Annotated in this window: 22 protein-coding genes; 10 read left to right on the top strand and 12 right to left on the bottom strand. The window is 66.0% G+C overall.

All coding sequences use genetic code 11. From position 1 onward, the window contains the following. A partial coding sequence (locus GJ695_RS29610; protein ID WP_166455396.1) for a hypothetical protein occupies nucleotides 1-249 on the top strand: 249 nt, incomplete at its 5' end. Further along, nucleotides 246-1,244 carry a response regulator gene (locus GJ695_RS11930; protein ID WP_154364960.1) on the top strand — a complete coding sequence of 333 codons (999 nt, stop codon included), beginning with the start codon at nucleotides 246-248 and terminating at the stop codon, nucleotides 1,242-1,244. The genes GJ695_RS29610 and GJ695_RS11930, both read left to right, overlap by 4 nt. A gap of 9 nt (nucleotides 1,245-1,253) precedes the next feature. On the opposite strand, the gene GJ695_RS11935 is transcribed toward GJ695_RS11930, so the two are convergent. From GJ695_RS11935 to GJ695_RS11970, 8 genes are all read right to left on the bottom strand, one after another. Next, nucleotides 1,254-2,474 (bottom strand): aminotransferase class I/II-fold pyridoxal phosphate-dependent enzyme, encoded by a 1,221-nt coding sequence (locus GJ695_RS11935; RefSeq protein ID WP_154364962.1) that lies wholly within the window; start codon nucleotides 2,472-2,474, stop codon nucleotides 1,254-1,256. 95 nt (nucleotides 2,475-2,569) lie between these two features. Next, a complete protein-coding gene (locus GJ695_RS11940) occupies nucleotides 2,570-3,928 on the bottom strand; it encodes a HAMP domain-containing sensor histidine kinase (RefSeq protein ID WP_166455131.1) in 1,359 nt (452 codons plus the stop codon). Then, nucleotides 3,921-4,628 (bottom strand): winged helix-turn-helix domain-containing protein, encoded by a 708-nt coding sequence (locus tag GJ695_RS11945; protein WP_166455130.1) that lies wholly within the window; start codon nucleotides 4,626-4,628, stop codon nucleotides 3,921-3,923. The genes GJ695_RS11940 and GJ695_RS11945 overlap by 8 nt, the downstream gene beginning before the upstream one ends. Nucleotides 4,629-4,676: 48 nt before the next feature. Next, the gene (locus GJ695_RS11950; RefSeq protein WP_154364966.1) at nucleotides 4,677-5,792 is read right to left on the bottom strand and encodes a glycosyltransferase family 4 protein; all 1,116 of its coding nucleotides are present in this window, start codon (nucleotides 5,790-5,792) and stop codon (nucleotides 4,677-4,679) included. Between the two features lie 15 nt (nucleotides 5,793-5,807). Next, nucleotides 5,808-6,974: a glycosyltransferase family 4 protein gene (locus GJ695_RS11955; protein ID WP_371866522.1), complete on the bottom strand. Its 1,167-nt coding sequence runs from the start codon at nucleotides 6,972-6,974 to the stop codon at nucleotides 5,808-5,810. After that, nucleotides 6,971-7,888, bottom strand: a complete 918-nt coding sequence (locus GJ695_RS11960; protein WP_154364968.1) for a GDP-mannose 4,6-dehydratase — start codon at nucleotides 7,886-7,888, stop codon at nucleotides 6,971-6,973. The genes GJ695_RS11955 and GJ695_RS11960 overlap by 4 nt, the downstream gene beginning before the upstream one ends. Nucleotides 7,889-7,903: 15 nt before the next feature. Further along, on the bottom strand, nucleotides 7,904-8,947 hold the full coding sequence (gmd, locus tag GJ695_RS11965) for a GDP-mannose 4,6-dehydratase (RefSeq protein WP_154364970.1): 1,044 nt from the start codon (nucleotides 8,945-8,947) through the stop codon (nucleotides 7,904-7,906). Nucleotides 8,948-9,143: 196 nt separating this feature from the next. Beyond that, nucleotides 9,144-11,462, bottom strand: a complete 2,319-nt coding sequence (locus GJ695_RS11970) for an NADP-dependent malic enzyme (protein WP_154364972.1) — start codon at nucleotides 11,460-11,462, stop codon at nucleotides 9,144-9,146. 323 nt (nucleotides 11,463-11,785) lie between these two features. Between GJ695_RS11970 and GJ695_RS11975 the strand changes: the two genes are divergently transcribed. After that, nucleotides 11,786-12,187 (top strand): hypothetical protein, encoded by a 402-nt coding sequence (locus GJ695_RS11975; RefSeq protein ID WP_154364974.1) that lies wholly within the window; start codon nucleotides 11,786-11,788, stop codon nucleotides 12,185-12,187. Between the two features lie 16 nt (nucleotides 12,188-12,203). After that, on the top strand, nucleotides 12,204-13,178 hold the full coding sequence (thiL, locus tag GJ695_RS11980; protein WP_154364976.1) for a thiamine-phosphate kinase: 975 nt from the start codon (nucleotides 12,204-12,206) through the stop codon (nucleotides 13,176-13,178). Here the strand turns inward: thiL and GJ695_RS11985 are convergent. After that, nucleotides 13,163-15,781 carry an EAL domain-containing protein gene (locus tag GJ695_RS11985; protein WP_154364977.1) on the bottom strand — a complete coding sequence of 873 codons (2,619 nt, stop codon included), beginning with the start codon at nucleotides 15,779-15,781 and terminating at the stop codon, nucleotides 13,163-13,165. The genes thiL and GJ695_RS11985 overlap by 16 nt on opposite strands. Nucleotides 15,782-15,957: 176 nt before the next feature. Here GJ695_RS11985 and GJ695_RS11990 point away from each other — a divergent pair, with 176 nt between their 5' ends. The 6 genes from GJ695_RS11990 to GJ695_RS12015 all read left to right on the top strand — a co-directional run bounded on the left by GJ695_RS11990 (nucleotide 15,958) and on the right by GJ695_RS12015 (nucleotide 19,541). Further along, complete coding sequence (locus GJ695_RS11990) at nucleotides 15,958-16,446, top strand: CinA family protein (protein ID WP_154360937.1); 489 nt, start codon at nucleotides 15,958-15,960, stop codon at nucleotides 16,444-16,446. A 62-nt stretch (nucleotides 16,447-16,508) separates the two neighbouring features. Further along, complete coding sequence (locus tag GJ695_RS11995) at nucleotides 16,509-17,249, top strand: P-loop NTPase family protein (RefSeq protein ID WP_154364979.1); 741 nt, start codon at nucleotides 16,509-16,511, stop codon at nucleotides 17,247-17,249. 6 nt (nucleotides 17,250-17,255) lie between these two features. Then, nucleotides 17,256-17,792: a conjugal transfer transcriptional regulator TraM gene (gene traM / locus GJ695_RS12000; protein WP_154364981.1), complete on the top strand. Its 537-nt coding sequence runs from the start codon at nucleotides 17,256-17,258 to the stop codon at nucleotides 17,790-17,792. Beyond that, the gene (locus GJ695_RS12005) at nucleotides 17,792-18,139 is read left to right on the top strand and encodes a hypothetical protein (protein ID WP_154364983.1); all 348 of its coding nucleotides are present in this window, start codon (nucleotides 17,792-17,794) and stop codon (nucleotides 18,137-18,139) included. The genes traM and GJ695_RS12005 overlap by 1 nt, the downstream gene beginning before the upstream one ends. A gap of 65 nt (nucleotides 18,140-18,204) precedes the next feature. Then, nucleotides 18,205-18,531: an ArsR/SmtB family transcription factor gene (locus GJ695_RS12010; RefSeq protein ID WP_154365288.1), complete on the top strand. Its 327-nt coding sequence runs from the start codon at nucleotides 18,205-18,207 to the stop codon at nucleotides 18,529-18,531. Further along, on the top strand, nucleotides 18,528-19,541 hold the full coding sequence (locus tag GJ695_RS12015) for a cation diffusion facilitator family transporter (RefSeq protein WP_154364985.1): 1,014 nt from the start codon (nucleotides 18,528-18,530) through the stop codon (nucleotides 19,539-19,541). Before GJ695_RS12010 ends, GJ695_RS12015 begins: the two co-directional genes overlap by 4 nt. Here the strand turns inward: GJ695_RS12015 and cysK are convergent. From cysK to GJ695_RS12030, 3 genes are all read right to left on the bottom strand, one after another. Further along, nucleotides 19,538-20,470: a cysteine synthase A gene (gene cysK, locus GJ695_RS12020; protein ID WP_154364987.1), complete on the bottom strand. Its 933-nt coding sequence runs from the start codon at nucleotides 20,468-20,470 to the stop codon at nucleotides 19,538-19,540. The genes GJ695_RS12015 and cysK overlap by 4 nt on opposite strands. 62 nt (nucleotides 20,471-20,532) lie before the next feature. Continuing rightward, nucleotides 20,533-21,036, bottom strand: a complete 504-nt coding sequence (locus GJ695_RS12025) for an FKBP-type peptidyl-prolyl cis-trans isomerase (RefSeq protein WP_154364989.1) — start codon at nucleotides 21,034-21,036, stop codon at nucleotides 20,533-20,535. A gap of 47 nt (nucleotides 21,037-21,083) precedes the next feature. Further along, the gene (locus tag GJ695_RS12030; protein ID WP_154364991.1) at nucleotides 21,084-21,923 is read right to left on the bottom strand and encodes a tRNA threonylcarbamoyladenosine dehydratase; all 840 of its coding nucleotides are present in this window, start codon (nucleotides 21,921-21,923) and stop codon (nucleotides 21,084-21,086) included. Nucleotides 21,924-21,989: the final 66 nt, after the last annotated feature.

Here is a 21,989-nt window from a genome sequence, read left to right on the forward strand (position 1 = left end):
GCGCCGCCGGCCGCCGTGTTCGACCCGGCCATGGCGCGCCAGAAGTCCGCCGCCCTGCTGCCGTCGCTGCAACGCGGCGCGCTGAACGACGCCGCCCTGACCGCACTGACCGCCGCCCTGACCGGCGCCCCGCCCGCACTGGCGCAACAGCTGAAAGCCGTGCAGGACGCCCTCAACGATTTCGATTTCCCGCAGGCCCTCGCCGCACTGCAAGCACTACAGGCCAGCCTGTCCACGGAGACCCCATGATTACCACCCACCAAGCCAACCAGCCGCAGATCCTCGTGGTCGACGACGAGGCCAGCAACCTGCAGCTGCTGCGCCACATCCTGCAGGACCAGTACCGCCTGCTGTTCGCCAAGGACGGCCCGCGCGCGCTGGAACTAGCGCGCTCCGAACAGCCGCAGCTGATCCTGCTGGACGTGATGATGCCGGGGATGACCGGCTACGAAACCTGCGCCAGGCTGAAGGCCGATCCGGTCACGGCGTCGATTCCCGTCATCTTCGTCACCGCCCTGAACGACACCGACGACGAGGTGATCGGCTTCGAGGCCGGCGCGGTCGACTACATCACCAAGCCGGTCAGCCCGCCCATCGTGCGCGCCCGCGTGCGCACCCACCTGTCGCTGGTGGGCGTGGATGAACTGAAGAAGACGCGCCTGGAAATCGTCCAGCGCCTCGGCCTGGCGGCCGAATTCAAGGACAACGAGACCGGCCTGCACGTGATCCGCATGAGCCACTACTCGCGCATCCTCGGCCTGGCGCTGGGCATGACCGAGGCGGAAGCGGAAGACCTGCTGCACGCGGCGCCGATGCACGACGTCGGCAAGATCGGCATCCCGGACAACATCCTGCGCAAGCCCGGCCCGCTGGACGCGGAGGAATGGAAGGTGATGCAGTCGCACGCCTCGATCGGCGGCGACATCATCGGCCGCCATCCGCACGGCATGCTGGCGATGGCCTACGACGTCGCCGTCACCCACCACGAGAAGTGGGACGGCAGCGGCTATCCGAATGGGTTGAAGGGGGAAGAGATTCCGCTGGTCGGCCGCATCGTGGCGATCGCCGACGTGTTCGACGCGCTGACCTCGGCGCGGCCGTACAAGGAGGCGTGGCCGGTGGAGAAGGCGGTCGCCCACATGCAGGCGCAGCGCGACCTGCATTTCGAAGGCCGCCTGGTCGACATCTTCTTTGACCAGATGCCCGCGCTGCTTGACATCAAGGAGCGCTGGGCAGAGCGTTAGTCCACGCCTTTACGCGACCAGGCGTTCGCCGCGGCCGGCCAGGCGCGCCATCACGCTGACGGCGTGATCGATCTGCGCCCTGGTGTGGCCGGCGTTCATCATGAAGCGCAGGCGGGCCTGGCCCACCGGCGCCGCCGGGAACTGGATCGAGTCCACGTGCACGCCCTCGGCGCGCAGTTCCACCGCGTAGCGCTGGCAGGTCTCGGCGTCGCCGATCAGCACCGGCAGGATCGGCGTGGCGGTCGAGATGATGGTGTAGCCCAGCGGCGCCATGCGCTCGATGAAGTAGCGCTGGTTGTCCCACAGGCGCTGGCGGCGCTGCGGTTCTTCTTCCAGGATGTCCAGCGCGGCCAGCAGCGCCGCGGCCTGGTCCGGCGGCGGCGGGCAGGTGAAGCCGTAGGCGGAGCTGGTCAGGCGGATCACGTCGCCCACATCCTTTTCCACCGCCACGAAGCCGCCGATGGAGCCGAGCGCCTTGCTCAGTGTCCCCATCTGCATGATGTTCGGGCTGTAGCAGTTGAAGTGCTCCGAGGTGCCGCCGCCGTTGGCGCCCAGGATGCCGGTGGCGTGGGCGTCGTCGATGTACAGCAGCGCGTCGAAGCGCTCGGCCAGCGCCACCAGTTCCGGCAGCGGCGCGATCGTGCCTTCCATGCTGAACACGCCGTCGCTGACGATGATCGGCGTGGTGCCTTCCACCGCGCCGGCCTGCAGCAGCGACTCCAGGTGGTTCATGTCGCAATGGCGGTAGTTGTAGCGCAGCGCGCCCGACATCTGGATGCCTTCGCGGATCGAGATGTGATTGAACTCGTCCGAGTAGTAGGCGTACTTGCGGCGCTTGCGGGCGCGGAAGCCGTGCAGGCGCGCCAGCGTGGCCGCCTTGACGATCGACGACAGCACGCCGATATTGGTCATATAGCCGGTGACGAACAGCACCGCGTCGCTCTTGTGCTTGAGCGCGCCGAGGCGGCGCTCCAGCTCGCGGTAGACCTCCAGGTCGCCGCCCAGCAGGCGCGACTCGCAGTTGCCGACGCCATAGCGGTCCAGGCCCGCCTTGGCCGCTTCCACCAGGCGCGGATGGTTGGCCAGCGCCAGGTAGTTGTTGGTGCTGAAGGACACCACCGATTCGCCTTCCGTGATGAAGGTCGGATCGGGCAGCGTGCTGTGCACCGACGAGTCGTGGTAGATGGGGTGGTGCTGGAGCCAGCTGGCGATGTCGCTTAAGTCGTGCATGATGGAGGTAGCCGAAAGATATCAGTCCATCATAGGACCGCGCGGCTTTCCCCAAGCTTGCGGTCACATTACGAATTGGATAGTTGTACTTTTCGCTAGATCACCGCCAGCGGCAGCACGATGCGGGCGATCAGCCCCGGTCCCGCGTCCTCCAGCACCAGCTTGCCGTCGTGCGACTTGGCGGTGGCGCTGACGATGGACAGGCCCAGGCCATTGCCGGGCATGTGGCGGCTCTTGTCGAGCCGGTAGAAGCGCTGCGTGACGTTGCCAAGTTCGCCGGCCGGAATGCCGGGGCCATTGTCGTGCACCGACATCGACGCCTGGCCGTGATGCAGGCCGGCGCGCACGTGGATCACCGAGCCGGGACCGGCGTACTTGATGGCGTTGTCCAGCAGGCTGGCGACGGCGCTGGCCAGCAGGTTGCGGTCGCCGTCCACGTACAGCGAGTCCGGCGCGTCGACCGTCAGCACGATGTGGCTGTCCTCGGCGATGGCCTCGTACATCTCGCCGATGTCGGCCACCACGCGGCCCAGGTCGAGCCGTTCGAACAGGCGCGCGCGCATGCCCGATTCGGCCTCGGCGATCTGCAGCAGGCGTTCGAACAGGCGGATCAGGTCGTCGATGTCGTCGATGGCGTCGTGCGCGGCGGTGGCCAGGCGCGGCACCGTCACGTCGTGGCGCAGCGCGTCGTCCAGCCGGCCCCGGATGCGGCTCAACGGCGTGCGCAGGTCGTGGGCGATGGCGTTGGAGACGTTGCGGATGCCGTCCATCAGCAGCTGGATGCGGTCCAGCATGCGGTTGATGTCGCGGTTGAGCAGCGCGAATTCGTCGTTGCCGCTGACCGGAATGCGCGGCGTCAGATCGCCCGCCTCGATCTGCGCGGCGGTGCGGCGGATCTGGCCCAGGCGCGACTCGACGCTGCTGCGGAACAGCATGGCGCCGGCGATGGTCAGCATCAGCGACACGCAGGCGCCGGCCGCCAGCGCGCGCCAGATCACCTCGCGCACCGCGTCTTCCTCGCTGAGGTCGCGGCCGACGATCAGCACCCCGCCCTGCACCAGGGGCCGCAGATACAGGCGCGCCGGCGCGCTGCGGCCGTAGCGCAGCACGGTGGCCGTCACCAGGTCCGGCGCGTCGGCCACGCTGGGCCAGGAGCCCAGGTTGCCGGCCAGCGCCACGCCGTCGGCGTCGAGCAGCGCGAAGATTTCGCGGTCGTTGTCGACGCCGTCGGTCAGCAGCCGGTGCACCTCGGCCTTCAGCGCCTCGCGGTTGCCGTCGCTGACGTTGTCCAGCATGCGTTCGGTCTGGGCCCGGATCTTGCCGTCGATATTCTGGTCCAGCACACCGATGGTGCCGCTGTAGAACACCGCCGATACCGCCACGATCGAGGCGATGCCCAGCAGGCCGTAGCCCAGCACCAGCTTGGCGACGATCGAGGTGCGCAGTCTAAACACCCGGCAGCTCCGCCTCGTCGGGCGGCGCGACGCCCATGCGGTAGCCGACCCCGCGCAGCGTGTGGATCAGCATCACCGGGAAGTCCTTGTCCACCTTGGCGCGCAGGCGCGAGATCTGCACGTCGATCACGTTGGTCTGCGGGTCGAAGTGGTAGTCCCACACCGATTCGAGCAGCATGGTGCGGGTGACCACCTGGTTCTCGTTGCGCATCAGGTATTCCAGCAGGCGGTATTCGCGCGGCTGCAGCGTGATCACCTTGCTGCCGCGCGTGACGCGCAGCGTGCGCAGGTCCAGCCGCAGGTCGGCCACCTGCAGCTGCGTGCTGTCGGCGCCGGGGGCGCTGCGGCGCAGCAGCGCTTCCACCCGCGCCAGCAGCTCGGAGAAGGCGAACGGTTTGGAGAGATAGTCGTCGGCGCCGCCGCGCAGGCCGGTCACGCGGGCGTCGATGGTGGTCAGCGCGCTGACGATGATGACCGGCGTCTGCTTGCCCAGCGCGCGCAGCTTGTCGACGATGGACAGGCCGTCGATGCGGCCCGGCAGCATGCGGTCGAGGATGATGATGTCCCAGTCCTCGCCGGTGGCGTAATCGAGTCCGTCCGGACCGTTGGCGGCGGCGGTGACGATGTAGCCGGCCTCGCGCAGTCCCTTGCAGATGTAGTTGGAAGTTTCGGCTTCGTCTTCAATAACCAGGCAGCGCACGCGAGTCTCCGACATTCTAGTGATGAGCGCTATTCTACCTTGGCGGCGCTACCTTGGCCGCGCCGCCAGCTCGCGGTACAGCGCATGGTAGTTCTGCGCCATGCGTTCGGCGGTGAACAGTTCCCAGTAGCGCGCCTCGGCGCGGCGGCCCATGTCGGCGGCCAGCTCCGGATGGTCCCACAGCTTGCGCATGGCGGCGCCCAGCGCCGCCGGATCGTCGGGCGGCACCACCAGCCCGGTCTCGTTGTCGATGTTGATGTAGGTGGTGCCGGTGCCGATCTCGCTGGAGATCATCGGCTTGCCGAACATCGCGCCTTCCAGCAGCGAGATGCCGAAGGCTTCCGAGCGCAGGTGCGACGGAAACACCATGGCGTAGCTCAGTTCCAGCAGCGCCGCCTTGTCTTCCTCGTCCACCGCGCCGATGAACTGCACGTGCGTCAGACCCAGGCGCCGCGCGTGCTCCTTCAGCTCCTGCTCGATCGGGCCGGCGCCGACGATCACCACCGGGTAGTCGACATTGGCCATCGCGTCGAGCAGGATGTGCAGGCCCTTGTAGTAGCGCAGCACGCCGACGAACAGGAAGAAGCGCTCGCCGCACTGGGCGCGCCACTTGTCCTTCAGCGCCTGCGACGGCGTCGGATAAATCGACTTATCCAGGCCGTAGGTGATGGTGCGGGTCTTGTGCTCGAAGCGCTTGAGCACCGGCGACGACGCCAGGTAGTTGGGCGAGGTCGCCACCACGGTGCTGACGTTTTCCAGGAAGCGGCGCTTGAGCGGGCCATACACGCGCAGCAGGTGCTTCTGGCGCACGATGTCGGAGTGGTAGGTCACCACGCTCGGCTTGTCGATGCGCGCCAGGAAGTGCGCCAGGTCCATGAACGGCCACGGGAAGTGGTAGTGGATCACGTCCGCCTTGCGCGCCAGGCGCGCCAGCTTGCGGATGGCGGCGAACGAAAAGCCGGTGGAAGCGATCTCGAAGTCGAGCGGCACGCGGTGCACGGTGTGGCCTTCGATTTCGATCTCGGACGGGCCGCTGCGGCTCAGGGTCAGCACTTCGTTGGTGACGCCGAGGCGGCCCGTGCCGACGCACAGCTGGCGTATCACTTGTTCGATACCGCCCCAGGTGTCGGGATAATAGGTCTTGTAGAAATGAAGAACGCGCATGCTCGGGGTGACAATTCAGTGTGACAGGACGTGGCGATACACGGCGGCGGTTCGGCGCGCCGCCTCGTCCCAGGTGAGCTCCAGCGCGCGACGGCGGCCGGCGGCGACGCAGCGCGCGCGCAGCGCGTCGTCGCGTGCCAAGTTGGTCATGGCGGCGGCGATCTCGCCCACCGACAATGGATCGAATTCCAGCGCCGCGCCGGCCGCCACTTCCGGCAGCGAGGTGGTGCCGGAGCAGGCCACCGCCACGCCGCTGGCGAAGGCCTCCAGCAGCGGCAGGCCGAAACCTTCGTGCAGCGACGGGAAGATGAAGGCGCCGGCGCCGGCGTACAGGTGGCGCAGCTGGAGGTCGTCGGTCAGCCTGTCGAGCCACACGACGTTCTCGCCGCGCTGCTGCGCGGCCTTGATGCGGCTGACCAGTTCCTCGCTGCGCCAGCCGGGGGCGCCGACGATCACCAGCTGGCGCGCCGAACGCAGCACCGGCGGCAGCGTCAGGTAGGCTTCCAGCAGGCGCTCGACGTTCTTGCGCGGCTGCAGCGTGCCGACAAACAGGAAGTAGCCGGCGCGCAGCTGGTGCTGCGCCAGCGTGGCGTCGCGCGCCGCGGCGTCGGGCTGCTCGTGCCACTCGGCGCGCACGCCGTGATGGACCACGCTGATGCGGTGTTCATCGACGCCGAAGCACTCCACCAGCTCGCGGATGGAGAAGTGCGAACCGGTCATCACGTGCTGCGCCTTGCGCGCGGCCTTGGCCTGCAGCCAGTTCTTCAGCTTGCGCATTTTCGGGCTGGCCCATTCCGGATGCGAGATCGGCAGCGCGTCGTGCAATGTCGCCACCACCGGGCAGTCCATGCGCACGATGCGGTAGTCGGTGGCGTGGAACAGGTCCAGCGGCGGCGCCCCCGTGCCCAGCACCGACTGCGTGCTCAGGTGCACCGACGACGGCAGGATCAGGTCGCCCAGGGTCGCCAGCGGAAACGACAGCGGCAGCGCGCGGCCCACGCTCAGGCGGCGCGCGTCGCCGGGCGGCGCGAAGGAAAACGGCAGCACCTCGACGCCGGCCTGCGGCAGGTGCTGCAGCAAGCCGTGGGTGTAGACACCGATGCCGTCCATGCGGCCGCCGGTCAGCACCGGCTCGGTGGTGGTGGCGGACAGGCCGACACGCAAATGGCGCAGCTGATTCACGCCATGTACATCCAGCGCAGCGTCTCGGCCAGCGGTACGGTCTCGATGGCGCCGGTGACGGCGGCCAGGCGGCGGTTGTCGCCGACCAGGCGCACCACTTCATTGGCGCGCACGAAGGCCGGGTTGACGTGAACGTTGATCCGGTAGCCGGCGATATCGGCCATCATGTCGAGCGCCTCGCCCAGCGAGTAGCCGTGGCCGGAGCAGATGTTGACGGTCTGGCCGATCGCGGCCGGCACGGCCAGCAGCTTGCGGTAGCTTTGCGCGACCATGCGCACGTCGGAAAAGTCGCGCCACACGTGCAGGTTGCCCAGCTCGATGTCGGCGGCCTGGCGGCGGAAGTGGGAGACGATTTTCGGCAGCAGGAAGTTCTCGTGCTGGCCGACGCCGGTGTAGTTGAACGGACGCACCACCACCAGCGGCAGCTTGTCCTGCCACAGGCGCGCCATGTACTCCATCGACAGCTTGCTGACGGCGTAGTCGTTGGCCGGCGCCGCCGGCACGTCCTCGGCGATGACGCCGACGTCGGTATTGCCATAGACGTTGGCGCTCGAGGCCAGCAGCACCGCCGACGGCTTTTTCTCCAGCGCCGACAGGGCGTCCAGCAGGTTGCGGGTGCCGACCACGTTGACGCGGTAGATCTGGTCGACGTCGCCGTGGGCGACAAAGGCGATGGCGGCCAGGTGCGCCACCACGTCCGGCTGCACCTGCTGCACCACGGCGGCCAGGCCGGCGCGGTCCAGCAGGTCGACCGCGAACTCGCCCGCCCTGTCACCATCGCCGGCCGCGTGGCCGGGCGTGGTGGTGCCGAACACCTGGTAGCCGGCCGCGCGCAGTTCCTGCGCGACGTAATGGCCGGTGAAGCCGGACAAACCGGTGATCAGGGCGCGCTTGCCCGCTCCTTCAGCAGCCATGGGGCCTCCTTGAACTTAGAACGAGAAGCCGGCTTTATTGCGGCGCAGGTCGGCTTCAACCATCATCTGGCACAGCTGCTCCAGCGTGGTCGACGGTTTCCAGCCCAGCTCCTGCTGTGCCTTGGCCGGGTCGCCGATCAGCAGTTCCACTTCCGCAGGGCGGTAGAACTTCGGATTGACGCGCACCAGCACCTTGCCGGTTTTCTTGCAGGTGCCGATTTCGTTGTCGGCCTCACCGCTCCACTCCAGCGCCACGTCGACCGCCTTGAACGCCATCGAGACGAAGTCGCGCACGGTTTCGGTCCGGTTGGTGGCCAGCACATAGGTGCCCGGCTCGTCGGCCTGCAGCATGCGCCACATGCCTTCCACGTATTCCTTGGCGAAGCCCCAGTCGCGCTTGGCGTCCATATTGCCCAGCTCCAGCACGTCCAGCAGGCCCAGGTGGATCTTGGCCACCGAATCGGTGATCTTGCGGGTGACGAATTCACGCCCGCGCAGCGGCGATTCGTGGTTGAACAGGATGCCGGACGAGCCGAAGATGCCATACGACTCACGGTAGTTAATGGTCATCCAGTGGGCGTACAGCTTGGCCACGCCATACGGGCTGCGCGGGTAGAACGGCGTGTCTTCCTTCTGCGGCACGGCCTGCACCTTGCCGAACATTTCCGAGGTCGAGGCCTGGTAGAAGCGGATCTTCGGATTGACGATGCGGATCGCTTCGAGCAGGTTGACCGGGCCGACGCCGGTGATTTCCACGGTGGTCAGCGGCTGGTCGAACGACACGCCGACAAAGCTTTGCGCCGCCAGGTTGTACACCTCGTCCGGCTGCACGGTTTGCATCAGGCGGATACTGGAGCTGAGGTCAGTCAGATCGTATTCCACCAGTTTCAGGTTCGGGTGCGCCTGAATGCCCAGCTCTTCAATACGCCAGAAATTCACCGAGCTGGTACGACGGTAGGTACCAGTGACCTCATACCCCTTTTCAAGCAGCAGTTCCGCCAGGTACGCGCCATCTTGACCGGTAATGCCCGTAATTAGGGCCTTTTTAACTTTCTGCATGTTTGACTCCAAATTGAGGGGAAGTGAGGCGAATCGCGAATAATTCGTTAATAATCTTAACACCCTACTATTGTACCAAATTGAAATATAAACATTTCTATCGAAAACGCCCGTTTTACATCACTTACATCTTGTTACCAGGCAAGAAAAAGCCGGTTCGGCCCCGAGGGGCGGAACCGGCCTGATGGGATGAGGCTTAAACCTTGCGTTGCGCCACCGCATCCACCACGCACAGCGCGGTCATGTTGACGATGCGGCGCACGGTGGCCGACGGCGTCAGGATGTGGACCGGCTTGGCGCAGCCGAGCAGGATCGGGCCGACCGCGATGCCGTTGCCGGACGAGGTTTTCACCAGGTTGTAGGCGATGTTGGCCGATTCGATGTTCGGCATCACCAGCAGGTTGGCGTCGCCGGTCAGGGTCGAGCCCGGCATGATGGCGGTGCGCAGCTTCGAGTCCAGCGCGGTGTCGCCGTGCATTTCGCCGTCCACTTCCAGCGACGGGTCGCGCTGCTTGATCAGCTCGAGCGCGGCGCGCATCTTGACCGCCGACGGGCTGTCCGACGAGCCGAAGTTGGAGTGCGACAGCAGCGCGGCGCGCGGCGACAGGCCGAAGCGGCGCATCTCTTCGGCCGCCATCACGGTGATCGCGGCCAGCTCGTTGGCGTCCGGATTTTCGTTGACGTGGGTGTCGACCATCACCAGCTGGCGCTGCGGCAGCACCAGCACGTTCATGGCGGCGTACACGCAGGCGCCTTCGCGGCGGCCCAGCACCTGGTCGATGTAGTGCAGGTGCAGCTGGGTGGTGCCGAAGGTGCCGCAGATCATGCCGTCGGCGTCGCCCTTCTTGATCATCATGGCGCCGATCAGCGTGTGGCGGCGGCGCATTTCCAGCTTGGCGTATTCCTGCGTCACGCCTTTGCGGGCGGTCAGCTCGTAGTAGGCCTGCCAGTAGTCGCGGTAACGGTCGTCGTGGTCCGGATTGATGACGTCGAAGTCGACGCCCTGCTTCAGGCGCAGGCCGAACTTGGCGATGCGCGTATCGAGCACGGCCGGACGGCCGACCAGGATCGGACGCGCCAGCTTCTCGTCGACTACCACCTGCACCGCGCGCAGCACGCGCTCTTCCTCGCCTTCGGCGTAGACGATGCGCTTGATGCCCATGTCGGCCTTCTTGGCGACCTGGAACAGCGGCTTCATGAAGGTGCCCGAACGGTAGACGAACTGCTGCAGGCTTTCCTCGTAGGCCACCAGGTCCTTGATCGGACGGGTGGCGACGCCGGAATCCTCGGCGGCCTTGGCCACGGCCGGCGCGATCTTGGTCAGCAGGCGCGGATCGAACGGCATCGGGATCAGGTATTCCGGGCCGAACGACAGGTTGGTGAAGCCGTAGGTGGTGGCGACGATGTCCGACTGCTCGGCGTGCGCCAGCTCGGCGATCGCGTGCACCACGGCGATTTCCATTTCGCGGGTGATGGTGGTGGCGCCGCAATCGAGCGCGCCACGGAAGATGTACGGGAAGCACAGCACGTTGTTGACCTGGTTCGGGTAGTCCGAGCGGCCGGTGGCGATGATGGCGTCGCCGCGCACCGCCTTGACGTCTTCCGGCAGGATTTCCGGATTCGGGTTGGCCAGCGCCAGGATCAGCGGATTCGGCGCCATGGCCTTGACCATGTCCTGCTTCAGCACGCCGCCGGCCGACACGCCGAGGAAGATATCCGCATCCGGAATAACTTCGGCCAGGGTGCGGGCGTCGGTTTCGCGGGCGAAGCGTTCCTTGTCCGGGTCCATCAGCTCGGTGCGGCTCTTGTAGACCACGCCGGCCAGGTCGGTCACGTAGATGTTTTCCAGCGGGAAGCCGAGGTCGACGATCAGGTCCAGGCAGGCCAGCGCCGCGGCGCCCGCGCCGGACACCACCAGCTTGCACTGCTTGATGTCCTTGCCGACCAGCGAGATGCCGTTCAGGATCGCCGCGCCGACGATGATGGCGGTGCCGTGCTGGTCATCGTGGAACACCGGGATCTTCATGCGCTCGCGCAGCTTGCGCTCGATGGTGAAGCACTCCGGCGCCTTGATGTCTTCCAGGTTGACGCCGCCGAAGGTCGGCTCCAGCGAGGCGATGATGTCGACCAGCTTGTCCGGGTCCTGCTCGTTGATTTCGATGTCGAACACATCGATGCCGGCGAACTTCTTGAACAGCACGCCCTTGCCTTCCATCACCGGCTTGGCGGCCAGCGGACCGATATTGCCCAGGCCCAGCACGGCGGTGCCGTTGGTGATGACGGCAACCAGGTTGCCGCGCGCGGTGTATTTATAAGCGTTGGCCGGATCGATGACGATTTCTTCGCACGGCGCGGCCACGCCCGGGGAGTAGGCCAGCGCCAGATCGCGCTGGTTGGTCAGTTGCTTGGTCGGCGTTACGCTGATTTTGCCCGGGGTTGGGAACTCGTGGTACTCCAGCGCCGATGCGCGAAGTTGTTGACGAATTGCTTCTTTTTTCTCAGGTGACGAATCCATGTGCTTTACTGCCTTCCCATATTGTGCGATCGAAGGCCTATGATTTTATCAGACCAGTTCTTTCAATTAAGTAGGTATTTTCACCAACAGCAATAAACGTTATCAGCATTTTTTATGAGGCAACTTGGAGGTTAGCCGAATTTTTAGGCAGATTACCCATGGTTAGAGCCTACATAATCAATTTTCCGAACTCATTGCCTTTGACTATCGATAATTTATAAGTGATTGAAATTATCGATATTTCACCATGCGAAGCGCGGCGCCGCGCAAGCGGCGGCGTTTCGGCTAAGCTGAGACCATCAACCGTTCATCAGGAGAAGTCCATGGCCGCCTTGATTGTTTCCGACCGCTTGCCCGAACCGGCCGGCGCCACGCCGCAAGGCGCCGCCTGGCAACAACTGCTGCACTGGCAGGAGAACGGCCAGCAACTGGCTTTCGTCTACACCCGTTCGCAGGGCGGGCTGATCCACACCGGACAAGGCCGGCTGGACCAGTTGAGCCTGGACGCCACCACCATCGAGGCCGGCGCCAGCAAGCTGTACATCGTGCTGTCCGGCGCCTCCTACGAGGCCGGGCCACAGCTGTTCTTCACGCCCAATTTGCTGAGCCGCTTCCACGTCAACGGCGTCGCCGTGCGGCTGGCCAACCACGACTGGCTGTTCCTGTCCGACGAATCGCTGCCGGCACTGGGCATGGAAACCCTGCAAAAAAGGCTGGCGCCGTAGCGGTACAATACCGCCCATGCTCTCCGAATTCGACCTCATCCAGGAATACTTCCAGCGTCCCCACCATGCCGCGCGCGCTGTGCTCGGCATCGGCGACGATTGCGCGCTGATCGCGCCCACGCCCGGCCTGCAGACCGCCATTTCGTCCGACATGCTGGTCGAGGGCCGGCATTTCTTTGCCGGCGAAGATGCGCAGCGGCTCGGCCACAAGGCGCTGGCGGTCAACCTGTCCGACCTGGCGGCGATGGGCGCGCGCCCGGTCGGCTTCACGCTGGCGCTGGCGCTGCCGTCGGCCGACCGCGCCTGGCTGCAAGGCTTTTCACAAGGCCTGTTCGCGCTGGCCGACGCCTTCAACATCGAGCTGATTGGCGGCGACACCACCAAGGGGCCGCTGAATATCTGCATCACCGTGTTCGGCGAACTGCGGCCGGGCCAGGCGCTACGCCGCAGCGCCGCGCAAGCGGGCGACGACATCTGGATTTCCGGCACGCTCGGCGACGCCCGCCTGGCGCTGGCCGGCTACCGCCTGGAACTGAAACAAGCGCTGGACGCCGCCAGCCAGCGCGCCGCCGCCGTGCGCATGCATACGCCGGTGCCGCGCGTGGAACTGGGCGTGCTGCTGGCCGAACAGGGCATCGCCCATGCGGCCATCGATATCTCGGACGGTCTGATCGGCGACCTCGGCCACATCCTGAAGCGCTCGCAGGTCGGCGCCACGCTGGACATTGACGCGCTGCCGGCCGGCGACATCCTGGCCACGCAGGAGACGGCGCTGCGGCGCGCCTACACCGCCGCCGGCGGCGACGATTACGAGCTGTGCTTCACCGCGCCGGTGGCGTCACGCGCCGCCATCCTGGCCGCCGCCGCCAGCGTGGCAACGCCGGTGACGCGCGTCGGCAGCATCGAGGCGCAGGCCGGGCTAAGGCTGGTCGGCGCCGACGGCGCGCCGCTCGACCTGCAACTGAGCAGCTTCGATCACTTCACTTCCTGAGCCGCCGTCTGCAACGCCGTGGCGTCCTCGCCCGGCTGCCCGACGCGCTTGCCGCTGCCGTGCATCAGCCAGTAGTGGTGGAAGGCCAGGCGGATGTTGTCGCGCAGCTGGGTGTCGTCCCACGGCTTGGTGTAGAAGCGGTAGATGGCGCCGCGATTGATCGAATCGAGCACCGCCTCCAGCCCCGTATAGCCGGATAGGATGATGCGGATGGTGTCCGGATACATCTCCTTGACCTTGCTGAGGAACTCGGTGCCGCTCATGGCCGGCATGCGCTGGTCGCACAGGATCACCTGCACCGCGTGCAGCGCCAGCAGCTCGAACGCCTCGGTCGGCGAGGCCGCCGTCAGGATCTGGTAGCCGTCGCGGCGGAACAGCCGGTGCAGCGAGGCCAGCACGTTCACATCGTCGTCGACGATCAGCAGCGTCTGCGCCGGCTGGGTGGCGTTGCCCGGCGCCGGCGGCAGGCTGTGGCCTGACCGCACCAGCTGGCTCACCTCGTCCGGCGGCAGCGGCCGGCTGTAGAAGTAGCCCTGGATTTCGTCGCAGCGGCTGCGCCGCAGGTATTCCAGCTGCGCCCGCGTCTCCACGCCTTCCGCCACCACCTGCAGCTTGAGGCTGTGCGCCATGCTGATGATGGCCAGCGCGATCGCCGCGTCGTTGGGGTTGGTGGTGATGTCGCGCACGAAGGCGATGTCGATCTTCAGCTTGTCGATCGGGAAGCGCTGCAGATAGGCCAGCGAGGAATAGCCGGTGCCGAAGTCGTCGATGGCCACCTTGATGCCGAGCGCCTTCAGGCGCTTGAGCACGGTGATGGTGCGCTCGGCGTTGTTCATCAGCGAGGTTTCGGTCAGCTCCAGTTCCAGCAGTTCCGGCGGCGTCTGGTGGCGCGCCAGCGCGTCGTGCACCAGCTGTTCCAGGTCGCCTTCGATGAACTGGCGGCTGGCGACGTTGACCGCCACCCGCACCGGCCCGGTGCCGTCGGCCAGCCAGACGGCGATCTGGCGGCAGGCGGCGTCGATGATCCAGGCGCCGACGCGCACCACCAGCCCCGTATCCTCCAGCACCGGCACGAACTCGGCCGGGTAGACCAGGCCGAAGCCCGGCCGCTCCCAGCGCAGCAGCGACTCGACGCCGGCAAAGCCGCCCGTGTGCAGGTTGACCTTGGGCTGGAAGTGCAGGCGCAGCTCGTCGTTGTCGAGCGCGCGCCGCAGCGCCAGCTCCATGTCCAGCCGCGCCAGCACCTGCACGTTCATGCCGGCGGTGAAGAAGCGGTAGCCGTCGCGGCCGGCCTGCTTGGCGCGCTCCATGGCGGTGTCGGCGTACTTGACCAGGGTGTCGGGATCGGTGGCGTCGTCCGGGTAGACCGAGATGCCGATGCTGGCGCTGACCACGGCCTGGTGGCCGTCGAGCTCGAACGGCTGGCGCAGCGCCTCGCGCACCTCGTTGGCGGCGTGCACGGCGTCCTGCTGGTCGCGGCTCATGGTCAGGATCAGCGCGAACTCGTCGCCGCCGAGGCGGCCGACGGTGTCGCGGATGCGCACCGTCTGCACCAGCCGGTTGCTGAACTGGCGCAGCAGGTCGTCGCCGCGCGCCGCGCCCAGCGAATCGTTGATGTTCTTGAAGCGGTCCAGGCCGATCATCAGCACGACGATGCGCCAGGCCTTGTCCTGCGCCACGCTGATGGCGTCGGCCACGGTCTTGAAGAACAGCGTGCGGTTGGGCAGGCCGGTCAGGCTGTCGTAGTGGGCCATGTGCTGCAGCAGTTCCTCGGCCTGGCGCCGTTCGCTGATGTCGCGCGCCACGCCCAGCATCACCGACGGCTGGCCGGGACGCTGCAACAGTTGCCAGTACAGCTCGACCGGCACGGCGATCAGGTCGCGCCGCATCAGTTCCAGCTCGCTCAGTTCCGGCGAGCGGGCCGGGCCCAGCGCGGCGGCGTAGGCGGCCAGCCGCTCGGCCTGGGCGCGCAGCGCGTCCGGCGCACCGAGGCCGAGCCGGCTGGCCATCGGCCCCAGCATTTCAACGCGCGGATAGCCCAGCATGCGGCAGGCGCCCTCGTTGACATCGAGCACTTCGGCGCTGTCGGTGTCGAGCAGGAAGATGGCGTCGGCGGTGGCGTCCATGGCGCTGCGGAAGCGCTGCAGTTCGGCGGTCCGCTCGCGCACCGTCTGTTCGAGGCGGGCGTTGTAGCCGCGCTCGCGGCCGTGCAGCAGGCGCATCTCCAGCATGTTGCGGATGCGCGTCAGCGTCTCGACCGGATCAAAAGGTTTGCTGATGAAGTCGCGCGCGCCGGACTCGAAGGCGCGCATCTTGTGGTCGGGCTGGGCGGTGACCACCAGTACCGGCAGCCAGCCGTCCGGTTCCAGCGGCTTGAGCGCGTCCATCACCTCGAAGCCGCTCATGCCGGGCATCTGCAGGTCGAGGATGATCAGGTCGTAATGGTGCTCGGCATGCCAGCCGGCCACCACGCGCGGATCGGTGGTGGCGGTCACGTCCTTGTAGCCGGTGGAGGTGAGCAGGTACTCCAGCAACTCGATGTTGACTGGCTGATCGTCGACGATCAGGATGCGGGCGTGATGGATGTCGTTCTGACTGATCATTGCGCCTCCGGGGGATCTTTGCTGTTGAGCTAGCTTACCATCCTGCACGAATGGCGGCGCACGGCTGTGCACGTTTGACACGCCTTGCAACTATAACAAATTTCCATGCGCCACTGGCATCCACGTCGGACTGCATGGTACAGTGATAGCAAGCCCGTATCAGAGAAGGAGAAGCCATGAGCAACAGCGACACCATCCTCGATCTAGCCGCGCAAGTCGGCAAAGCGTTACAAGACAAAGGGCTGATCCTGGCCACCGCCGAATCGTGCACCGGTGGCGGCGTGGCCCAGGCCATCACCGAAATCGCCGGCTCCACCGCCTGGTTCGACTGCGGTTTCGTCACCTATTCCAATGCCTCCAAGACCGAAATGCTGGACGTGTCCGCCGCGCTGATCGCGCAGATGGGCAGCGTGTCGGAAGAAGTGGCGGCCGCCATGGCCAGCGGCGCGCTCGGTTCCAGCAACGCCCACCTGGCGGTATCGACCACCGGCATCGCCGGCCCGACCGGCGCCGTGCCGGGCAAGCCGGTCGGCACCGTCTGCTTCGGCTGGGCCAACGCCGACACCGTCCACACCGAACGCCTGGTGTTCAGCGGCGACCGCCGCGCGGTGCGCGAGCAGACCGTGATCCACGCCCTGCAGGGCCTGCTCCGATTTATCAACTAGGTTGCCTTCGTGCCGCAAAACAATTACTCTCGACGCATTCAAAATGCGTTTGGGAGTAGTTGATGCAAAACACGGTACATTTTATTCTCCAGGGTAAGGGCGGCATCGGCAAGACGCTGGTCTCGACCATTCTTGCGCAATGGATCGCCAGCAAGGACGTGGCCGAGGGCCAGCAGCCGCTGCGCTGCTACGACACCGACCAGGAGAATGCGACCTTCTCGCGCTACAAGGCGATGGACGTCAAGCATGTGCCGGTGATGACCGACAGCCGCACCATCGATCCCAAGCGCTTCGACGCCCTGATGATCGACATCCTGGAACAGGACGGCAATTGCGTCATCGACAACGGCGCCAACACCTTCTCCCCGCTGATGGGCTACCTGATCGAGAACGACTGCTTCGCGCTGCTGCAGGAATCCGGCCGCAAGGTCTACATCCACACCATCGTCGGCGGCGGCGACACGCTGCACGACACCGCCATGGGCTTCGTCTCCACCGCCAAGGCCACCAATGTGCCGCTGGTGCTGTGGGAAAACGAACACTTCGGCCTGCTGCAATCGGTGAGCGGCAAGCAGTTCATCGAATCGCAGACCTACGCCGACAACTCGGCGCGCGTGGTGGGCCGCGTGGTGCTGTCGGCGCGCAACGCCGACACCTTCGGCGCCGACATCAAGAAGATGAACACGGCGCGCCTGACCGTCAACGAGGTCAAGGAAAGCGACAAATTCAACGTGATGGAAAAGCAGCGCATCAAGGTCGTGTTCCGCGACCTGTTCGAGCAACTCGACAAAGTGCAGTGGTAAGCGGCCATGGATCAGCAAAAGCTGCGCAGTCTGGTCTTTGAGAAAACCGGCGTCAAGATCGACATCGACGACCCGGTGTTTGCGCTGGTGGCGCTCAACGAAGCGGTGCTGGAAGACGCGGTGCAGCGCCACGTGGCGCTGATCGACGCCGCCTCGCAGGAGCTGGCGCAGCAGGCGCGGCTGGCGGGCGGCGTGGCGGCGCAAGCGCCCAGCCACAAGAGCGCGCATGACGCCTCCAACGAAATCGCGCCCGACCATCCGCCCGGCTACGTGCCGACGCCGGCGGCCGGTCCGGTGCGGCCGATCGCCACCCAGTCGCCGGCCGTCACGCCGCGCGAGCTGCGGCTGCTGGGCGCGGCCGCCGGCATCGCCCTGCTCAGCGCGCTGATCGTGCTGAGCGGCCAGGCCGCCTTCCGCAAGCCGGCGCCGGCGCTGACGGCGGAACAGGCGCAGGCGCTGCAAAACGCCGACAAGATGGAAAAAGCCCTGCAAAAGCTCGATCCGAAACTGCGCGCCCAACTTCCCGTGGAACTCCAAAAATAATGAAACGCCTCCTCCTACTGCTGTCCCTGGCGCTGGGCGCCTTGCCGGCGCTGGCGCAAAAGCTCGACACGCCCTCGTTCGTGATCCAGATCATCAGCAACTGCGCCGAAGGCAGCGTAACGTGCGACAACGTCAACTACGTCGGCACCAGCAAAAAGACCGGCAAGAGCGTCCGCCTGCGCGGCAAGACCGTGCACAGCCTGTGCGCCGACGGCGTCACGCCGTGCCGCTTCCAGGGCTACGAATTCAAGAGCGGCAACACCCACTACTTCGTCAGCGAAGACGGCCGCCTCGAAGTCACGCTCAACAACAAGTCGCTGGTCAGCGAAAAGGGCCAGTGGGAATAAACAAAGCGGAACCTGATGTCAGGTTTCATGCTAACATGTGAACACCTATTCATACGTTAGCAATGATGAGCTGCCAACACGACTACTCCAACTGCGATCCGCAGATCGCGCAATTGGCCGATCTGTTCCATCTGCTGGGCGATCCGACGCGCTTGCGGATTGTGCTGTCCTGCATGCCGGCGCCGATTGCCGTCAGCGAAATCGCGTCTACACTGGATCTGAGCAGCTCGCTCGTGAGCCACCATCTGCGCCTGCTGCGCGCCGCCCGCATCGTCAAGCCCGAGCGCCAGGGCAAGCAGGTGTTCTATTCCGCCGCCGACGCCCATATCAGCGGCGTTCTCAACGATATGCTGGAACATATCGCCGAACCTTCCACCGGAACCGAAGCATGAGCAAGCACCACGACCACGAGCACCATGACCATGCGCCCCACGCGCACCACGATCATGGACACGACCACAGCCATGGTCACGGCCATCACCACCATCACGGCGACCCGAACACCATGGGCCGCGCGTTTGCCATCGCCATCGTGCTCAACACGGTGTTCGTGGCGGTCGAGTTCTTCTACGGTTTCCTGGCCAATTCGACCGCGCTGATGGCCGACGCCGGCCACAACCTGTCCGACGTGCTGGGCCTGATGCTGGCCTGGGGCGCCGCCATCCTCGCCAAGCGCCTGCCGAACAGCCGCTACACCTACGGCCTGCGCAGCACCTCGATGCTGGCCGCGCTGTTCAACGCCATGCTGCTGATGGTGGCCTGCGGCGGCATCGCCTGGGAAGCCGTGCAGCAGCTGGTCCATCCCGATCCGGTGGCCGGCCTGACGGTGTCGGTGGTGGCCGGCATCGGCATCCTGATCAACGGTTTCTCGGCCTGGCTGTTCATGTCCGGCAGCAAGGACGACATCAACATCCGCGGCGCCTACCTGCACATGGCCGCCGACGCCGCCATTTCGCTGGGCGTGCTGGTGGCCGGCGTGATCGTCGGCTACACCGGCTGGAACTGGCTGGACCCGCTGGTCAGCGTGGTCATCGTGGTGTTCATCGTCATCAGCACCTGGTCGCTGCTGACGCAGTCGCTGCGCATGATGATGGCGGCCGTGCCGGACAATGTGGACCGCGCCGGCATCGAGCAGTTCCTGCGCAGCCAGCCGGGCGTGGCCAAGGTCAGCGACCTGCACATCTGGGCCATGAGCACCACCGAGAACGCGCTGACCGCGCAGCTGGTGACGCCGGCCGGCTATCCGGGCGACGGCGTCATCGACGCCATCAGCAAGCAGCTGCGCGAGGACTTCGCGATCCAGCACAGCACGCTGCAGGTACGCCTCGGCGAGAGCGAACTGGAGTGCTGCCTGCAAGCGCCAGCACCGGTTTCAGCGCCGGCGCACGCCCACGCCCACTAGTCCGCCAGATTGGCGTACAGCGCGGTGCTCAGGTAGCGCTCGCCAAACGACGGGATGATCGTGACGATGATCTTGTCGGCATTTTCCGGCCGCCGCGCCACCTGCAGCGCCGCCCACAGCGCGGCGCCGGAGGACATGCCCACCAGCAGCCCTTCCTGGCTGGCCGCCTGGCGCGCGGTCTCGAACGCCTCCTCGTTTTTCACGCAGATCACCTCGTCGTAGACGCGGGTGTTGAGCACGGCCGGCACGAAGCCGGCGCCGATGCCCTGGATCGGGTGCGGCCCCTTGACGCCCTGCGACAGGAACGGTGACGCTTCCGGCTCCACCGCCACGCAGCGGAACGCCGGCTTGCGCGCCTTGATCACCTCGCCCACGCCGGTGATGGTGCCGCCGGTGCCGATGCCGGCCACCAGGATGTCCACGCGGCCGTCGGTATCGCTCCAGATTTCTTCGGCGGTGGTGCGGCGGTGCACCTCGGGATTGGCGGGATTGTTGAATTGCTGCGGCATCAGGTAGCGCGGATCGGACGCGGCCAGCGCGTCGGCGCGCTGGATCGCGCCAAGCATGCCTTCGCTGCCGGGTGTGAGGATCAGCTCGGCGCCATAGGCGCGCAGCAGCATGCGCCGTTCGCGGCTCATGGTGTCCGGCATCACCAGCGTGCAGCGGTAGCCGCGCGCCGCACAGACCATGGCCAGCGCGATGCCGGTGTTGCCGCTGGTCGGTTCGAGGATGATGGTGTCGGGACGGATCTGTCCGGCCGCTTCGGCCGCTTCGATCATGGACAGGCCGATGCGGTCTTTCACGCTATGGGCCGGATTGCAGTATTCAAGCTTGACCAGCAGCTGGGCGGTGCTGCCCTTGGCCAGCCGGTTGATCCGTACCAGCGGGGTACGGCCGATCAGTTCGGTAACGTCGTTGGCGACTTGCATGGGAACCTCCGGCGAACAGGGAGAGAACTGCCAGTCTACCCTCTTCGCACGGCGGTTGCCATTTACTTCACGTTGACCAGTTCGACGTCGAAGATCAGCGCCGAATTCGGCGGGATGCCGCTGCCCGGCGTCGGCCGCGAGCCGTAGGCCAGTTCGGCCGGAATGATCAGGGTGCGCTTGCCGCCCACCTTCATGCCGAGGATGCCCTGGTCCCAGCCCTTGATGACGCGGCCGGCGCCCAGCACGAAGTCCAGCGGCTCGCCGCGTGGAAGTGACGAATCGAACATGCGGCCGTGCATGCCCTTGGCCAGCGGACGGTACAGCCAGCCCGAGTAGTGCATGTAGACGGTGGCGCCGGCGGTGGCTTCCTTGCCGGTGCCGAGCTTGGTGTCGGTGACGATCAGCTGTTCGGCCGCCGGACCCGGCGTGGCCGAGCCGACCACCACCGGCGCGTCCGGCGCGGGCGCCGGCGCGGCCGTTGCCGCGTCAGGTTGCGGCGCCGGCGTTTGCGCCTGGGCGAAGGCGGCCGCCAACAGCATTGCTACAAATACGGAACTACGCTTCATGTCGATTCTTTCAATGAGGTCGATAGACAGCTCGACATGATAGCAAACTAGACGGCGTCCGGGGCGGTTGTTGGCAAGGCGTCATCGGCCAGGCGGCGCAGCGCGTGGCCGGCGGCCACCATGCCGAAGGTGGCGGTGACCACCATCGCCGAGCCGAAGCCTGCGCAGTTGAGGCCGGTAACGCCGCCGCTGCGGTCGTCGCCATCCACCGTGCACACCTCGCCGGTTTCCGGGAACTTCAGCGGCTCCATCGAGAACACGGCGTCGATGTGGAACTTGGTCTTTTCGCCGCGCGGGAAGCCGTACTGCGCGCGCATGATCTTGCGCACTTTCTTCAGCAGCGGCTCCTGCTCGGTGCGGGCCAGGTCGCGCACCGAAATCTGCGAGGCGTCGGTCTTGCCGCCGGCGCTGCCGATGGTGATCACCGGCAGGTCGTGCTGGCGGGCCCAGGCCAGCATGGCGGCCTTGGCCTTGACCGAATCGGTGGCGTCGATCAGGTAGTCGAACTTGCCGCCGCCCAGCATCTGTTCCAGATTCTCCGGCTCGACAAAGTCCTCCACCTGGTGGACCTGGCAGAACGGATTGATCTGGGCGATGCGCTCGGCCAGCGCGGTGATCTTGGCCATGCCGACGGTGCTGCTGAGGGCCTGGATCTGGCGGTTGATATTCGACTCGGCCACGTTGTCGAGGTCGATCAGGGTCAGTTGGCCGATGGCGCTGCGCGCCAGCGCCTCGACGATCCACGAGCCGACGCCGCCGACGCCGACCACGCACACGTGCGCGCTGCGGAAACGCGCCAGCGCATGCACGCCGTACAGGCGCGCGATACCGCCGAAGCGGCGTTCAAAATCGACATCGTCGAAATCTGGGGAAGAGATGCTGTTCATCCCGCCATTTTAACGGACTGCGGACAAATCGATGTTAATATCAAATTTGATAACATTTTCGACAGA

Source organism: Duganella alba (assembly GCF_009674495.1).
GTDB classification, from domain to species: domain Bacteria; phylum Pseudomonadota; class Gammaproteobacteria; order Burkholderiales; family Burkholderiaceae_D; genus Rugamonas; species Rugamonas alba.

Excerpts from the sequence above, each read along its gene's own strand:
- GJ695_RS11975 (WP_154364974.1), top strand. The coding sequence starts at position 11,786 with ATGGCCGCCTTGATTGTTTCCGACCGCTTGCCCGAACCGGCCGGCGCC.
- gmd (WP_154364970.1), bottom strand. The coding sequence starts at position 8,947 with ATGCAGAAAGTTAAAAAGGCCCTAATTACGGGCATTACCGGTCAAGAT.
- GJ695_RS11995 (WP_154364979.1), top strand. The coding sequence starts at position 16,509 with ATGCAAAACACGGTACATTTTATTCTCCAGGGTAAGGGCGGCATCGGC.
- thiL (WP_154364976.1), top strand. The coding sequence starts at position 12,204 with ATGCTCTCCGAATTCGACCTCATCCAGGAATACTTCCAGCGTCCCCAC.
- cysK (WP_154364987.1), bottom strand. The coding sequence starts at position 20,470 with ATGCAAGTCGCCAACGACGTTACCGAACTGATCGGCCGTACCCCGCTG.
- GJ695_RS11985 (WP_154364977.1), bottom strand. The coding sequence starts at position 15,781 with ATGATCAGTCAGAACGACATCCATCACGCCCGCATCCTGATCGTCGAC.
- GJ695_RS11950 (WP_154364966.1), bottom strand. The coding sequence starts at position 5,792 with ATGCGCGTTCTTCATTTCTACAAGACCTATTATCCCGACACCTGGGGC.
- GJ695_RS11930 (WP_154364960.1), top strand. The coding sequence starts at position 246 with ATGATTACCACCCACCAAGCCAACCAGCCGCAGATCCTCGTGGTCGAC.
- GJ695_RS12030 (WP_154364991.1), bottom strand. The coding sequence starts at position 21,923 with ATGAACAGCATCTCTTCCCCAGATTTCGACGATGTCGATTTTGAACGC.
- traM (WP_154364981.1), top strand. The coding sequence starts at position 17,256 with ATGGATCAGCAAAAGCTGCGCAGTCTGGTCTTTGAGAAAACCGGCGTC.
- GJ695_RS12010 (WP_154365288.1), top strand. The coding sequence starts at position 18,205 with ATGAGCTGCCAACACGACTACTCCAACTGCGATCCGCAGATCGCGCAA.
- GJ695_RS11935 (WP_154364962.1), bottom strand. The coding sequence starts at position 2,474 with ATGCACGACTTAAGCGACATCGCCAGCTGGCTCCAGCACCACCCCATC.
- GJ695_RS12025 (WP_154364989.1), bottom strand. The coding sequence starts at position 21,036 with ATGAAGCGTAGTTCCGTATTTGTAGCAATGCTGTTGGCGGCCGCCTTC.
- GJ695_RS11970 (WP_154364972.1), bottom strand. The coding sequence starts at position 11,462 with ATGGATTCGTCACCTGAGAAAAAAGAAGCAATTCGTCAACAACTTCGC.
- GJ695_RS12015 (WP_154364985.1), top strand. The coding sequence starts at position 18,528 with ATGAGCAAGCACCACGACCACGAGCACCATGACCATGCGCCCCACGCG.
- GJ695_RS12005 (WP_154364983.1), top strand. The coding sequence starts at position 17,792 with ATGAAACGCCTCCTCCTACTGCTGTCCCTGGCGCTGGGCGCCTTGCCG.
- GJ695_RS11960 (WP_154364968.1), bottom strand. The coding sequence starts at position 7,888 with ATGGCTGCTGAAGGAGCGGGCAAGCGCGCCCTGATCACCGGTTTGTCC.
- GJ695_RS11990 (WP_154360937.1), top strand. The coding sequence starts at position 15,958 with ATGAGCAACAGCGACACCATCCTCGATCTAGCCGCGCAAGTCGGCAAA.